The 15,502-nt window shown below is 65.6% G+C and carries 10 protein-coding genes and 1 pseudogene; 6 read left to right on the top strand and 5 right to left on the bottom strand.

Annotation, left to right across the window (positions count from 1 at the left end):
* Positions 1 to 130: 130 nt before the first annotated feature.
* Positions 131 to 1,099: pseudogene (locus ACZ6YI_RS17710) on the bottom strand (bile acid:sodium symporter family protein); the annotation flags it as partial.
* Between the two features lie 106 nt (positions 1,100 to 1,205).
* Here ACZ6YI_RS17710 and ACZ6YI_RS17705 point away from each other — a divergent pair.
* Together ACZ6YI_RS17705 and ACZ6YI_RS17700 are read left to right on the top strand one after the other, a co-directional pair.
* The gene (locus tag ACZ6YI_RS17705) at positions 1,206 to 2,084 is read left to right on the top strand and encodes a LysR family transcriptional regulator (protein ID WP_465779813.1); all 879 of its coding nucleotides are present in this window, start codon (positions 1,206 to 1,208) and stop codon (positions 2,082 to 2,084) included.
* Between the two features lie 44 nt (positions 2,085 to 2,128).
* Positions 2,129 to 2,827: a glutathione S-transferase gene (locus ACZ6YI_RS17700; protein ID WP_465779812.1), complete on the top strand. Its 699-nt coding sequence runs from the start codon at positions 2,129 to 2,131 to the stop codon at positions 2,825 to 2,827.
* Between the two features lie 94 nt (positions 2,828 to 2,921).
* Here the strand turns inward: ACZ6YI_RS17700 and ACZ6YI_RS17695 are convergent, their stop codons facing one another.
* Complete coding sequence (locus tag ACZ6YI_RS17695; RefSeq protein WP_465779811.1) at positions 2,922 to 3,452, bottom strand: DUF2782 domain-containing protein; 531 nt, start codon at positions 3,450 to 3,452, stop codon at positions 2,922 to 2,924.
* A 94-nt stretch (positions 3,453 to 3,546) separates the two neighbouring features.
* On the opposite strand from ACZ6YI_RS17695, the gene polA reads away from it, so the two are divergent.
* Complete coding sequence (polA, locus tag ACZ6YI_RS17690) at positions 3,547 to 6,282, top strand: DNA polymerase I (RefSeq protein WP_465779810.1); 2,736 nt, start codon at positions 3,547 to 3,549, stop codon at positions 6,280 to 6,282.
* A gap of 287 nt (positions 6,283 to 6,569) precedes the next feature.
* Here polA and ACZ6YI_RS17685 read toward each other — a convergent pair whose 3' ends face one another.
* Genes ACZ6YI_RS17685 through ACZ6YI_RS17675 form a run of 3 tightly spaced genes read right to left on the bottom strand, consistent with a single transcriptional unit; the run spans position 6,570 to position 8,576 of the window.
* Positions 6,570 to 7,106 carry a hypothetical protein gene (locus ACZ6YI_RS17685; protein WP_440327819.1) on the bottom strand — a complete coding sequence of 179 codons (537 nt, stop codon included), beginning with the start codon at positions 7,104 to 7,106 and terminating at the stop codon, positions 6,570 to 6,572.
* Between the two features lie 15 nt (positions 7,107 to 7,121).
* A complete protein-coding gene (locus ACZ6YI_RS17680) occupies positions 7,122 to 7,949 on the bottom strand; it encodes an XVIPCD domain-containing protein (protein ID WP_465779809.1) in 828 nt (275 codons plus the stop codon).
* Positions 7,950 to 7,958: 9 nt separating this feature from the next.
* Positions 7,959 to 8,576, bottom strand: a complete 618-nt coding sequence (locus ACZ6YI_RS17675; protein ID WP_465779808.1) for a hypothetical protein — start codon at positions 8,574 to 8,576, stop codon at positions 7,959 to 7,961.
* Positions 8,577 to 8,817: 241 nt separating this feature from the next.
* On the opposite strand from ACZ6YI_RS17675, the gene ACZ6YI_RS17670 reads away from it, so the two are divergent.
* The 3 genes from ACZ6YI_RS17670 to ACZ6YI_RS17660 all read left to right on the top strand — a co-directional run bounded on the left by ACZ6YI_RS17670 (position 8,818) and on the right by ACZ6YI_RS17660 (position 15,497).
* Positions 8,818 to 9,822, top strand: a complete 1,005-nt coding sequence (locus ACZ6YI_RS17670; RefSeq protein ID WP_465779807.1) for a glucokinase — start codon at positions 8,818 to 8,820, stop codon at positions 9,820 to 9,822.
* Positions 9,819 to 12,155: a beta-N-acetylhexosaminidase gene (locus ACZ6YI_RS17665; protein WP_465779806.1), complete on the top strand. Its 2,337-nt coding sequence runs from the start codon at positions 9,819 to 9,821 to the stop codon at positions 12,153 to 12,155. The genes ACZ6YI_RS17670 and ACZ6YI_RS17665 overlap by 4 nt, the downstream gene beginning before the upstream one ends.
* Before the next feature lie 141 nt (positions 12,156 to 12,296).
* On the top strand, positions 12,297 to 15,497 hold the full coding sequence (locus tag ACZ6YI_RS17660) for a TonB-dependent receptor (protein WP_465779805.1): 3,201 nt from the start codon (positions 12,297 to 12,299) through the stop codon (positions 15,495 to 15,497).
* The last annotated feature ends 5 nt before the right edge of the window (positions 15,498 to 15,502 follow it).

The following is a 15,502-nucleotide window of genomic DNA, read 5'->3' as shown; positions in this document are numbered from 1 at the left end:
CCCTGGTTCGGGTTATAAATACGGGGGGGGGCGCGCCCTTTTTTTTTGTGGGGGGGGGGGGGGGGGCGCGGGGGGGCGCGGGGGGGGGGCGGCCCCCCCCCCCCCGCCCCCCCCCCCCGCTCCCACGGGGTTCGATTTTCGCGGCGCGGCGCACCGCGTAACGCCGCGCCAGCACCGCGCAGGTCATCAGCTGGATCTGGTGGAACAGCATGATCGGCAACACGATCAGTCCCAGCGGATGCCCGGCGAACAACACCTTCGCCATCGGCACGCCCGAGGCCAGGCTCTTCTTCGAGCCGCAGAACACGATAGTGATCTCGTCTTCCTTGTCGAAGCCCAGGGCACGCGCGCCATAGCGCGTGGTGAGCAGGGCCGCTGCAAGCAGCACGACGTTCACGACCACGAGCCCGCCGAGCACCGGCAACGGCAACTGGTGCCACAGGCCCTGCAGTACGGCCGCACTGAAGGCGGTGTACACGACGAGCAGGATGGAACCGCGATCGACGAACGTGAGCATCTTCGCGTGCTTGCGCACCCACGTGCCGATCCAGCGCTGGGCGATTTGGCCCGCCACGAACGGAACGAACAACTGCACGACGATCGCGCTGATCGAGTGCCACGACATCGCGCCCTGCCCCGAGCCCGCGATCATCAAGCCCACCAGTAGCGGGGTGATGAAGATGCCGAGCAGGCTGGAGGCCGACGCCGAAACAATCGCCGCGGGAACGTTACCGCGCGCGATCGAGGTGAATGCGATCGAGGACTGGACGGTGGACGGCAGCGTGCACAGGAACAGGACGCCGAGGTAAAGGTCGGGCGACACCAGCGGCGCGAGCACCGGCTTCAGCAGCAGCCCCAGCAGCGGGAACAAGGCGAAGGTGCTTGCCAGCACCGTGAGGTGCAGGCGCCAGTGGGTCATGCCGGCGACCACCGCCTCGCGGGAGAGCTTCGCGCCATGCAGGAAGAACAGCAGCGCGATCGCGATATCGGTCAGCACCTCGAAGCCCTGGGCGGCAGCACCGCGGCACGGCAGGAAGCTCGCCAGCAGGACCGTGGCGATCAGCGAGAGGGTGAAACCATCGGGGAGGAAGCGGCGCATGGCGGTCAGGGCGAGCGGGAGGTTGTCGCTTATTGGACCGCCGCCCATTTGATAAGGCAAATCGTTTTATCTGATCCGGTGATACGCTATCTGCATGAATGTCTCGATGCGCCAGCTTCGTGCCTTCCTCGCGGTCGCGGGCCACCGGCATTTCCGCCGGGCCGCCGACGCCCTGCACCTCACCCAGCCCGCCGTGAGCCGGCTCATCGCCGATCTCGAGGGCGAGCTGGACGTGCGCCTGTTCGACCGAACCACCCGCGAGGTCGTGCCCACGGAAGACGGCCGCTACCTCGAGCAGGCGCTCGGCCGGGTACTCGATGAGCTGGACAACGTGCTGGGCCACGCCCGCACCCAGGCCGATCCGCTGCGCGGCCGGGTGCGTATCGCCGCGGTGCCCACGCTCTCGGCAGGCCTGGTTCCCGCGGGCATCGCGAAGTGCGCGGCAGAGCATCCCTCGCTCGAAATCATCCTGCGCGACCAGAACCAGGCCCAGGTGCTCGATGCCGTCCGCGGCGGCGAGGTGGATTTCGGACTTACCGTCGAACCCGCCACACAGGAGGAGTTCGAAGCAGAAACGATCCTGCGCGATCCATTCCGGCTGGTCTGCCCTGCGGGACACCCCCTTGCCAGCCGCAAACGGATCCCGTGGACGGCCTTGTCGGGCGAGCCGCTCATCCTGCTCGACCACGCCTCCGGCAGCCGGCGCCTGATCGATGCCGCGCTCGCGCGCCAGGGCGTCGAAGCACGCGTGGCGCTCGAAGTGGGCCACCCGCACACGGCCTTCCGCATGGTCGAGGCAGGCCTCGGCATCACCGTGACACCCGCCCTGTCGCTCGACGCGCTGCGGCCCGGGCTGGTCGCGCTCGCACTCAGCCCGGAGGAGCAGCGCAACGTCACCCTGCTGCGTCGACGCGCGCGCTCGTTGTCGCCGCCAGCGCAGACCGCCTGGGATACATTCCGCGACATCGCGCTCACGCTGGCTTGAACGCCTTGCCGCGATCCTCGGGCGCTTATGGCAGGAGATCGCGCATGACTTATCAGCTCTACTACTGGACCGGCATCCAGGGTCGCGGCGAGTTCGTCCGCCTGGCACTGGAAGAGGCGAAGGCGCCCTACGTCGATGTGGCCCGAGCCGAGGGCGACGGTGTGATGACGGCATGGCTCAACGGCGAGCACGACGGCGCCCTGCCCTACGCGCCGCCGTTCCTGAAATCCGGCCGGTTGGTGATCGCCCAGGTCGCCAACATCCTGCATTACCTCGGGCCACGCCTTGGCCTGGTCCCCGAGGGCGAGGCGAAGCAGGTCTATGCCCACCAGCTCCAGCTGACCATCACCGACCTCGTCGCCGAAGCCCACGATGTCCACCACCCCGTGGGCGCCGGGCTCTATTACGAAGACCAGAAAGCGGAGGCGAAGCGGCGTGCCGATGAATTCCGCGAATCGCGGATCCCCAAGTTCCTGCACTATTTCGAGACGGTGCTGGAGCGCAACGGCGGCAAGTACGCCCTGCGCGAGTTCAGCTACGTCGACCTGTCGCTGTTCCAGGTGATGTCGGGGCTGGAATACGCGTTCCCGAAATGCATGGCGAAGCAGAAGCTGCCGCTGCTACGCGACCTGGCAAAGCGGATAGCCGCCCGCCCCAACACCGCAGCCTACCTCGCCAGCGAACGCCGCCTGCCACACAGCGAAGACGGCATCTTCCGCCACTACGCCGAACTCGACGGCTGAACCCCAAAAGCTCTTGTGGGAGCGCGCTTGCGCGCGATGGGTGCTTGCGCCAAGCCCCATCGCGCGCAAGCGCGCTCCCACAGGTGGGGCAGTATCAGTCGGAACCGGCTGGCTTCGGCGCAGCGCCCCACTCGTAGACCTTGTAGTACACGGGGCTGACGTTCCGGGTCCCGGAATCACGCACCAGCTTGCCTTCGTTGTTCGCCATGACCGTGTACGGCACGCCGTTCTTCGGCGTCACACGGATCATGGTGAGGCGGCCAGCCGTACGGTATTCCTCAACCGTATCGGTGCCTTCGGTGTGCACGGTCACCTGCGGCGCGGTGTTACCGTTCGCGTCCACCTGGCCATCGTCCTGCATGGACGGCAGGTTGGCCGCCGAGACCTTGCTGCCCTGCGCATCGGACGTGGCGGGGCTGGACTGCGTCGGCGGGGCCTGGTCGTACGGCACCGGCTTCTCGATCGGCGCCTGGCCGGAGCGGTCCGGCTCGCCCGCCTTGACGCCCGGATCGTTCAGGCCCGGCGGCGGCAGCGCCTTCAGCTTCGGGTCCTGGGCGGTCTGCGCCGCGGCCGGCAGGGCCAGGGCGAGCGCCAGCGCGGCGACGAGGGCGTGCATGCGGTTCATGGGAGTTCTCCGTGCGGGGCTGGAAGCATACCAAGGCACGGGTCACCCGCCACGTGAACAGGCGGTCCACGGCGGCCCGTGCGAGAATCGCGGGATGCCTACGCTCACCCTCATCGACGGGTCCTCGTACCTGTATCGCGCGTTCCACGCGCTGCCGCCCCTGACCAATGCGCACGGCGAGCCCACCGGCGCACTGTTCGGCATCGTCAACATGCTGCGGACCACCATGAAGGCCGGCTCCGACTACGTCGCCTTCGTGTGCGACGCGCCGGGCCGCACCTTCCGCGACGACCTCTACCCCGAGTACAAGGCCAACCGCCCCTCCATGCCGGATGACCTGCGCGCCCAGGTCGAGCCGATGATGAAGATCGTCGGCGCCCTGGGCTTTCCCATCCTCTGCGTGCCTGGCGTGGAGGCCGACGACGTCATCGGCACCCTGGCCCGCCAGGCCAGCGCCGCGGGCATCCACACGGTGATCTCCACCGGCGACAAGGATTTCGCACAGCTCGTCGGCCCGGACATCCTGCTGGTCAACACCATGACCAACACCACGATGGATACCGACGGCGTCATCGCCAAATTCGGCGTGCGGCCCGAGCAGATCGTCGATTACCTCACCCTGGTCGGCGACAGCATCGACAACGTGCCGGGCGTGGACAAGTGTGGCCCCAAGACGGCCGCCAAGTGGCTCGCCGAATATGCCAACCTCGATGCCCTCATCGCCAGCGCCGACAAGATCGGCGGCAAGATCGGCGAGAACCTGCGCGCCGCGATCCCGCGACTGCCGCTTTCGCGTGAACTGGTCACGATCCGCATCGATGTGCCGCTCGACCAGCATCCGAACGATCTCGCCATGCGCCCGCGCGATGTCGACGCGCTGCGCGAGCTTTACGCGCGCTACGACTTCAAGGCGGCGTTGAAGGAGCTCGACAGCGGCGCCGATACTGCCGCGCCTTCGGCTTCGCCCGCTCCGGCGGCCGCGCCGGCCCCGGCCCCGGTCATCGCAGCGGATGTGTTCAGCGGCCCGGGCGAATACGAAATCGTCCTCACCGAAGACCGTCTTGCCGCGTGGCTCGAGAAACTCGAAACCGCGCCGCTCATCGCGTTCGACACCGAAACCACCAGCATCGACTCGATGCTGGCCGATATCGTCGGCGTGTCGCTGGCCGTCGAGCAGGGCAAGGCCTGTTACATCCCCGTCGCGCATGACTATCCCGGCGCTCCGGCCCAGCTCAGCCGTGAACACGTGCTCAATGCGCTGAAGCCGATCCTCGAGGATCCTTCGCGCCCCAAGGTGGGCCAGCACGGCAAGTACGACATCAACGTGCTGTCGCACTATGGCATCGCGGTGAAGGGCCTCGCGCACGACACCATGCTCGAGTCGTACATCTTCAACGCGACCGCGACCCGCCATGACATGGATTCGCTGGCCCAGCGCTACCTCGGCTACACCACGGTGAAGTACGAGGAAATCTGCGGCAAGGGCGCGAAGCAGATCTCGTTCTCGCAGGTGGATATTGAAACCGCCGGCAAGTACGCCGCCGAGGATGCCGACATCACGCTGCGCCTGCACCACGCCTTGTGGCCACAACTCGAAGCGGTGCCCTCGTTGCGCTCGGTTTACACCGACATCGAGATCCCCGTGGTGCCGGTGCTCGCCCGCATGGAACAGACCGGCGTGCTGATCGATGCGAATGAACTGCGCCTGCAGAGCCAGGAGCTCGGCAAGCGCATGCTCGAACTGCAGCAGAAGGCTTACGCGGCCGCGGGCCACGAGTTCAACATGGACTCGCCCAAGCAGTTGCAGGCCGTGCTGTTTGATGAGCTCGGCCTGCCGGCGAAGGTGAAGACGCCGACCGGCCAGCCCTCGACCAACGAGGAGGCCTTGGAGGCCCTGGCCGACTCGCACGAATTGCCACGGCTCATCCTCGATTACCGCGGCCTTGCCAAGCTGCGCTCCACGTACACCGACAAGCTCGCTGGCATCGTTAATCCGCGGACCGGCCGCGTGCACACAAGCTACCACCAGGGTGCCGTCGCCACGGGTCGCATCAGTTCCTCCGACCCGAACCTGCAGAACATCCCGGTACGCACCGAGGAAGGCCGGCGGATCCGCCAGGCCTTCGTGGCGCCGCCGGGCTGGCGCATCGTCGCGGCTGACTACTCGCAGATCGAGCTGCGCATCATGGCCCACCTATCGGGTGATGAAGGCCTGGTGCGGGCATTCTCCGAAGGTGGCGACGTGCACCGCGCGACGGCGGCGGAAGTGTTCGGGGTGCCGCCTGAGGAGGTCACGAGCAACCAGCGCCGCGCCGCCAAGGCGATCAACTTCGGGCTGATGTACGGCATGAGCGCTTTCGGCCTCGCGCGCCAGCTCGGCGTCGATCGTGGCGAAGCCTCCGATTACATGGCGCGCTACTTCTCGCGCTTCGCCGGCGTGCGCGCCTTCATGGATGCCACGCGCGAACAGGCGCACCAGAATGGCTATGTCGAGACGCTGTTCGGCCGCCGCCTGTACCTGGAAAACCTGAAGTCGCGTAACCAGGCGCTGCGCGCGGGTGCCGAGCGCGCCGCGATCAACGCGCCGATGCAGGGAACCGCCGCCGACATCATCAAGCGCGCGATGATCGCGGTCGCGGCATGGATCGAAGGCCGCGACGATGTGCGCCTGCTGATGCAGGTGCACGATGAACTCGTCCTCGAGGTGCGGGACGATGCGGTGGACGCGGTAAAAGTTGCGATTGAAACGAAAATGAGCGGCGCGGCGGAGCTGAGCGTTCCCTTACAGGTCTCCGTGGGCGTCGGCGCGAACTGGGATGAAGCCCACTAAGCGCATTTAGACGTCTAAATCGTAAGTATTTCGTTCAACCGTTCATTTCAGGCCGCGTCAAGCCATTGATTCCTATGGCCATGAACGCGGCCTGACTTTTTTTCGTATTTCATTGCAACTTCTGCCGCTGTCAGACGTCTATATCTTCGGACGCACGCAACGGCGTCCCATCGGTGGGCCCCACCTCCCTGGGGCCACCTCCGTGGATGGCCTGTCTTCCCCTGGGCCGGTCATCCCACCCCGCCCCGGCAGCTCCCCTGGCTGCCGGGGTTTTTTTTCGCCGGGCATCAGGGGTCGAGGCGCACCCAGCGCTTGTCGATCTTCGCGCAGACATGCTCGCCACCGCCCGGGCACTGCCCGAGCTTTCCCGCCGCCTGCGCGGCATTGATCTGGCGAACCCAGCGGGTTTCCCGCAGCGTGTGCTGCGCCTCCCAGATCGCGTAGCCGGCGGTGCCGATCACGGCGAACGAGCCCACCGCGGAGGCGATGAACGCTTTCCATGCGAAGGCCGTCTGCAACCGGCCGCCCGACACCATCCGGGACTCCAGCCGCGAGGCTGCGTTCTCGAGGCGAATCTCGGAGGCGCGGATCACCTCGCCGAAACGCAGGATGGCATTCGCCGTGCCGTCATCGAGCGCCTCACTCGCGGCCTGGCGCAGATCCGCCGACACCTGCGCCGAAGCAGACAGCGCTTGCTGGGCCTGGTGCCCCATCGCCTGGCTCGCCTGCATGGTCTGCTTCGCCACCGCATCGAGCCGTTTCTCAATCCGCCCCGTCACCGCAGCGAGTTTGACGGTGAGGGATTTCACATCATCTTCGTCCATGGGACCTGTTGCTCCTTACATCGACATAGCCATGGCTGGCGCTTCTTGTTGCTGTTGTTGTTGCTGTTGTGCCAACGCCTGATCGGCGATCTCTTGCTGACGGTTATGTTCGAGGCCTGTCTCAAGGAAATCCTTGCCCTCGTACGACTGGAGAAAGTCCTCACCCACGGCATCAAATGCTTTGTCGTCGCCGGCTTTTGCCGCGGCGACAAGCCGATCGAACGGGTCGCCCTGATCAAGCGATGGCTGACGTTCCACGTCGCTCAACGGAATCTGCCACCAGGCTTTCGACGGGAGCGGATTCGTCGTCTCCGTATTCAGCTCACTTCCCGGCATCGGATCGCGAATCGTCCGGATGTCCTCCGGCGCGTGTGACGGGAGGTAGCTGAGCTTTCCGTCGACGCCCTTGGCCTCGCTCGCACCGAAGCGTCGATCGGTTCGCTGAATGCCTGCGTGATTCAGCGCAGCCCAGGTGTAGTCGACGCAGTTGTTCCGGAAATCCTTGTACGTCATGTCGAAGCCGTACGCGGCGGCGTCATTTCCAAACTCGTTCAACTTGTCGAATTGCTCTTTCGACACTTCCATGGTGCGGGAGTAGAACGGGTCAACGTACTGACTATGGTCATTCTTAAATCGTTTCCCTGGACCATTGAGTTCTCCATGCTTGATCGGTGCGAAACCGAAACTCTCCCGATCGACTCCGTCAAACGTGGTGTAAAAAACGTGACCGGGCACCGATCGGTCCATCCTCGATATATCCGTCTCAAGGGGATCCAGTTCGCCGCGTAGCGGCGTACCCGGTGCCGCAGCGTGGATGGTTACGGTGTATCGCTTTCTGTCCATTAAAGTCCCTTACTTTCCGTGTGGAAAATCACGCTGCACTGTCAGCCAACTAGGTATCGCGTACAGCAGCGGCGTATCTGCTACCGTCTCGACATCGACCCGGTACTGTCCGTACTCGGGGAAGCGGAAATGAACTGAATCCATTGACTCGACGTCATTGACGCCGCCGCTTGCCTTGACGTAAGCGATATCTGTCTTTCGCTCGCTCATCGACGGCACCCTGATGAACGTCTGGGTGTTTCGGTCGTAATCGAATAGCCGGTCGTTAACACGTACGGCAATTTCCCTGCCGTTGACGAGGTGCCACACTCGCACCCGCAAGCAGAGTCGCTGTCGAGGTGGATACGTGCTGAGGTCGGAAAGGCGTGGATCCTTGTCCGGATTCCAGAGGAAGACGGCAACGGTGTAGATGAACTCGAGATTCGCGTTCTCCTCAGTGACGCTGACGGGAATGCTTACCGACTCCCCCTTGCGACTGACATCAAACGGCACCGTAGCCAGCGGCACCGTCGGCGTACCCGGGCAGCCGGCGAGGCATATGCTCAGCATCAGCCCCGCGAAAACTCGCGCTGCCAGGCGAGTCGCCGTGGCACCCATGGCCATCGTGGCCAGCAACTTCACCCGCATTCCGTTCTCCGTGGTCGAGCCGCGGAGCATGCGGGCGTCGGGCCTCGATGTAAAGCGCTAAGTGCATGAGTTAAATGGTAAATGAGACAGTTCTCATGAGAATTTGGCTCACCGCGCGCCCTGTTGCGGCGTGACTTGACACCGGTGTCAGTCCCGTTACACCCTGATGACGAGTCCGGTGCGGGGGCACCTTCGGACGGGGTGATTCACCCTTGGGGCGAGCGCGGTGGGGAAAGCGGGGATGCTCTTTCTTGCGGGCGATATCGGCGGTACGAACGGCCACGTTGCGCTTGTGCGCGCGGCCGACGAACGGCCGGGCGACATTGAGACGATTGCCTATCGCGTGTATCCCTGCGCGGCTTTCGCGTCGCTCACCGATCTGCTCAAGGCGTTCATCGACGACGAGGTCCGTGTCCCGGTTTCGCACTGCGTACTGGCGTGTGCCGGCCAGGTCATCGGTGACGAGGTGGCGAACGACAACCTCCCCTGGCCCGTCCGCGTCGACACCCTGCGCGCGTCGCTCGGCCTCACCGAGGTCGCGGTGCTCAATGATTTCGAAGCCCTGGCCTACGCCATCGAAGGGCCGCTGGCCGCGAGTGGCCGGCACCTGTGCGGTCCATCCATTCGCGGGCCGGGCCCATCGCTGGTGGTCGGACCCGGCACGGGGCTGGGCGCGGCGGCCTATGTGCCCGGTGCCAGCAGCGGCGTCGTGCTGACCACGGAAGCCGGGCAGATGGACTTCGCGCCCCATTCCCTCCGCGAACGCGAGGTACTCGCGTGGCTCGCGCCGGAAGGCGGCTACGTACCCGTCGAGCACATCGTCTCCGGGCCGGGCCTTCTCACGATTTACGAGGCGCTGTGTGCGCTGGATGGCGAAGTGTCGTCGCTGGCTACGCCGAAGGCGGTCACCGCGGCCGCCGCGGCGGCTGACAACCCGCACGCCGTGGAAGCGGTCGCGCTGTTCTGCGCGGCGCTGGGCAGCTTCACCGGCAACGTCGCCATGACCTACATGCCGACCGGCGGTGTCTTCCTCGCCGGTGGCTTTCTTTCCTCCATCTTCGACCTGCTGAAGCACAGCGCGTTTGAAGAACGCTTCCTGCACGGCCGCAGCGTCCGCGGCCTGCTGGCCCGGGTGCCGGTGTGGGTGACGGAGCACGGTTGCCACGGCGTGCAGGGTGCCGCGCGCTGGTACATGCGCCAGTGGGCAGCGACCCGCTCCGCGACCGCCGAGGGCGCCGCCGCATGAGCCCGGGCGCGCCCCTGCAGCGTTTGCGCCGGGCGGTGCTGGCGGTTGCGATCGGCTTGTCCGCGGCCGGCGCGTGGGCGACGGACGCTGCGCCAGCCACCTGGTCACTCCTGCCCGCACCCGCCGCGGCGAAGCCAGCGAGCACAGGCGTCGTCGAGATTGCCAACAACGCCGTCGTGGCGGTGCGTGGCCCCGATACCGCCGGCATGCGCGCCATCGTGGATAACTTCACCAGGCGCATCGCCAGCGTGCGCGGGCTGACCCTGCGGAAGGCGACAGGCGGCGACGCCGAAGCGGCGATCACGTTCGATATCCGCCCCGACGCGGCCGTCGTCGGTGACGAAGGCTACGCCGTCACCATCGGCAAGGACGGCATCGTCGTCACCGCACGCACGGAACGCGGTGCGTTCTACGGCGGCGTGACGGTGTGGCAACTCCTTACACCGCCCGGCTGGAAGCGCGGCGCCGTGGCACACGTACCGTACGGCAGCATCGAGGATCACCCGCGCTTCGCATGGCGCGCCCTGCTGCTCGATTCCAGCCGGCACTACCAGAGCGCCGACGAGATCAGGCAGCTGATCGACGGGATGTCGCTCGACAAGCTCAATGTCCTGGTCTGGCACATCACGGATGACCAGGGCTGGCGGCTACCCATGCCGAAGTATCCGGAACTGGCCACGAAGGGCGCATGCCGTGACGCCGTTGGCAACGACGCCGAGGTCACGGGCGGGCGCGACAAGCCCTACTGCAAGACGTATTCGGCCGAAGAGATCAGCGACATCGTGCGCTATGCGGCCGAACGGCAGGTCGATATCGTGCCGGAGATCGACCTGCCCGGGCATTCGCAGGCGGCCATCTCCGCTTATCCGTGGCTTGGCGTGACCGGCAAGCGGCCGCCGGTATGGACCGCATGGGGCGTCAGCCCCTGGCTGCTCAACCCGAACGCGAAGACGCTGCACTTCGTCCAGGATGTCATGGACGAAGTCATGCACCTGTTCCCCTCGCGCTACGTCTCCATCGGGGGCGATGAGGCGGACAAGCAGCAGTGGAATGCATCGCCCGAGGTCAACGCGCAGATGAAGGCCCTGAAGCTCGCCAGCATGGACGAGCTGCAAGGCTGGTTCATGGAGCAGGTGGCCAACTATCTGGTCGCACACGGGCGCACGCCGGTGGGCTGGGATGACGAAGTGGACGCTGGCGTCGCCCTGCCGAAAGCGCAGGTCGTGATGTCCTGGCACGGGGATCACAACGAGCGTGTCGCGCTCGCCGCCCTGCGCCAGGGCCACGAGGTGGTCATGACGCCGCAGGAATCGCTCTACTTCGACCACCTGCAATCGAACCACCCGGACGAGTGGGCTGGCCCGCCGCCGGAAGTCACGCTGCGCCAGGCCTATGACACGCAGGTCATACCGCCGGGCGCCACGGCCGCCGAGGCCACGCACGTCATCGGCGTGCAGGCCGGCCTGTGGGCCGAGCAGCTGCAGACCTTCGCGAACCACCAGCACGCCACGTATCCCCGGATCGCCGCGCTGGCCGAACTCGGCTGGTCACCCGCCGCCGCGCACGACTGGCAGGGTTTCCTCGGGCGCCTGCCCGCCGAACTGGCGCGCTACCGCGCGCTGGGCATCGCGGCGGCGGACACGGCCTACGCGCCGACCTTCGCCATATCGCGTGCGCCGAACGGCGCCTTCCGCGTGGCTCTCGCCAACCAGGTCGCGAGCGGCGAGATCCGCTACACCCGCGATGGCACGCCACCCAGCGCCCGCTCCACGCGCTATACGCAGCCGCTCACCCTGCCCGCGGGGACCACCCTCAAAGCGGCCACGTTTGCGGCCGACGGTAGCGAACTCGCCGCGCCACGCTCACGAACGCTGGATGACTCGGCGCTGCTGAGCCGCGATAGCACCGCGCTCAAGAGCTGCTCGGGCGAACCGCCATCACGACTGCAAGGCGCCAGGCCAGCACGGGGCACGAGCCCGGTTTACGCCGTCGAGATCGGCAACGCCTGCTGGATGTGGCCGGACGCGAACATCGAAGGCGCCACGCGCGTCAGCGTGACCGCGGAACGGCTGCCCTGGCGCTACGGCGACGAGGCGCGCGACGCCACCGTACGCGAGCGCCACGGCGCGAACGACATCATCGAAATTCATGCGAACAGCTGTAGCGGCCCGCAGGTCGCCACGTTGCCGCTGCCGCCATCCGCTGGGCAGGTGCACGCGGAGGTAACACTCCCCGCGCCGGTGGCCGCGGGTGCTCAGGCGCTGTGCTTGATGGCTACGGGTGACCCACGCGAGGGGCAGTGGGCGCTGGGGAAGGTTTCGTTTTCAAGGTAAGGCGGCGCGCAGGGGCGCATCGCGGGTTGGGAAGAAGACAGCATCGCAACGGCGCGCGCCATGACGGAGCCGCCGGGCATCACGCGTTTTCGCAAGCAGGGTTCCTGGGTTCCGACAGGCAACAGTCACGAGGTCACGGCCATGTCCACAGCACTTCGCAAGCATCCCTTGTCGTTCGCTATCACGCTTACCCTGCTGGCGGTCGCGACCGCACCGGCCAGGGCCTCCACGTTCTTCGACGTGCAACAGGACGGACAACCCGCCCAGGCCACGACGACCCAGGCCACGCCGCCTCCGCCGGCCGCGAAGAAGGGCGACAACAAGAACGCCGACGGCACCAATGCGAAGAACGCCGTGGACCTGTCGGCGGTCACGGTCACCGGCGTACGCGCATCGCAGATGAAGGCGATCGACGTGAAGCGCGACGCCGACAAGATCCAGGACAGCATCACCGCTGAAAACATCGGCGCGCTGCCCGACACCACGATCACCGATTCGCTCCAGCGCATCACCGGCGTGCAGATCAACCGCGACGCGGGCGTGGGCACGTCGGTCGACGTACGCGGCCTGCCGCAGGTCGGAACCATGCTGAACGGCGAGGTGTTCATCACCGCCGACCAGATCGACTCCCAGCAACCCGACTTCAGCATGCTGCCATCGACCCTGTTCCACGGCGCGGACGTGGTCAAGTCCGCCACCGCGGATGAAACCGACGCGGGCATCAGCGGTGCGATCGACCTGCATACCTACCGCCCATGGGATCTCCCCTCTGGCTTCACGTACAGCTACTCGGCCAACGGCGAGCGCGGCTCGACGACGAAGCACACCGGGCCCGAGGCCAACGGCCTGTTCTCGTACAACGACAACGGCCGCTGGGGCTTCCTGGTCTCCGGCGACTATTCCGATACCCGGCGCATGAACTCCACCGAGGGCCTGGACCAGTACGGCGTGGTCTTCAACGGCGAGAACGCGGCGAGCGCGGGTGGCTACAACGGCTTCCTCACCCCGTGGAACGGCGCGCCCATCCCGTCGCAGATCGTGCAGAACGCCGACGGTAGCGTCGACGTCAACGGCGATGGCAAGTCCAACGGCGTGTTCATGGGCAGCCAGAACTTCGGCATCAACCAGATCATCACCGAGCGCAAGCGGAAGTCGGGCAACGCCTCGTTCCAGTTCGACATCGGCAATGGCTTCAGCCTGACCAGCGATTACTTCTACTCGCAGCAGCACGAGTTCAACCGCAACGTCGGTGTCCAGTTCAACTCCACCAACTGGCAGGGCGCGACGTACGTCCCGCTGCAGTCGCAGGATACCGGCCGCCCGGCGCTCGGTTCGTACGGCACGCCGGAACCGGGCTGGGAAGGCTCGAACCTGTACACGACGCAGGTCTACCAGAAGTGGCCCGGCGACGTGGAGTCGTACTCGTCGATGATCCGCAAGTTCTCCGTCGCGAAGAACTTCAACCTCCAGCTGGATTACGACGACGGCGGCCCGTTCACCGCGAGCCTTCGCGGCATCCACGACACCGCATCGCAGCATCTGCAGGAAACCGACGTCAATATTTCCGATTCGGACGGCGCGTTGTGGCCCAACGTGCTGATGGATGGCGTGCCGGATGATGCGGTTCCGCCCGGGACGATGGTCTACCCCGCCGAACTGGGCGGCAACCGCGTCTTCAACCCCACGGGCATTCCGCAGAACACGATACCCATCACGGCGGACTTCCGCGGGCGGTACCTCAAGATCGGAACACCCGCCGAGCTGGCCGCAGCCTTCGCCGACCCGAATGCGTGGACGTTCAAGACGCTTGAGTCTTCGGGCAACTACGACCGCAAGGTGGCCCTCAACGCCTTGCGTTTCGACGGCAAGTTCGACTTCAACGACGGCTTCAAGCTGAAGTTCGGTGTGCGCAACAGCATCCGTTCGGCGGACAACAAGGGCTACACGTTCGAAGTGCCGGTGTATGCCGGTATGGGTGCAAGCGATCCGGGTGGCTGCCTGGTGCGCTACGTGGGTGCCGACGTGGTGTTGAACAGCGGTTCGTGTACCGCCGGCAACGATCTCGGCTACTTCCGTGCGGGTCCGTTGTCGGCCCTTTCGATGCCGAAGACCGCCGCGCCGCTCGCGGACAACTTCAAGGCCTATAACAACCTGCTCGGCTCTGGCATCGACTTCTGGGCGGTCGACCCGAATGCGATGAAGAACCCCGAGGATTACTGGAAGTCGCTGTACCCCGATACCGTAAGCGTGGGCGAGCCAGGTACCACCTGGGGCGTGCGACTCAAGGAGCTCACCGGGTACCTGCAGGGCGACTTCAACGGCACGATCGGTGACATGACCTACAGCGGTAACGTCGGCGTGCGGGTTATCCGTAGCCATCTCGACGTGACCCAGCACCTCACGGGCGACCCGGGCGCCTACGGCGATGAGCCAGAAGACGTGGGCAGGGATATCACCAAGCGGCGCTACCAGGACATCCTGCCATCGGCGAACTTCGCACTCGATGTGACGGACAGCGTAAAGGTCCGCCTGGCGTACTCGAAAAACATGATGCCCCTTGACCTCAGCACCTGGGCGGGTGGCTTGCAGCTGAACTATTCATTGTCCGAAACGCCTGACGGCCCGATATTCCGCGTTTCCAATGGCACCTCGTCGGGTAACCCGAACCTCGACCCCTGGCGTTCCACCAACTTCGGCGCGTCGGCCGAGTGGTACATCAACCCGTCGAGCATGGTCAGCCTGGCACTGTTCCGCATCAACGTGGATAGCTTCATCAAGAACGGCAGCGTGACCAACTGCACGCTGCCCGACGAAGACGGCGTGGTGCGCGACCACTGCATCGTCATCACCCAGCCGGTCCAGGGCACGGGCAACAACATCAAGGGCGCGGAGTTCGACTACCGCCAGGCCTTCACCTTCCTCCCGGGCATCTTCTCTAAGACGGGCATGGAGGTGAACGCCACGTACGCGCCGAGCAATTCGGGCGAGAAGGACCTGGCCGGCAAGAAGATCCCGTTCCAGGACAACTCCACCAAGTCCGGCAACTTCATCCTCTGGTACCAGGATGACCGCTTCCAGGCGCGCGTGGCGTACAACTACCGTTCGCGCCGCGCGGTGATGGACAGCGTGGGTGGCATCACCGGCCTGGAGATGTACGAGGCGCCGCAGAAGTACATCGATGCCTCGATCTCGTACAAGTTCGCCAAGCAGCTGGAAGTGTTCCTCAACGGCACCAACCTGACCAACGAGTACCAGAAGTACTATCTGGTCTTCCCGAACCAGCCGGGGCATTCAACGTTCTCCGAGCGCATGTTCATGTTCGGCATCCGCGGCCAGTGGTAGGAAAA

It is taken from the genome of Luteibacter sp. NPDC104163 (assembly GCF_055584245.1).
Note: the sequence above shows the minus strand (reverse complement) of the source record. Positions and strands in the feature narration are given on the sequence as shown.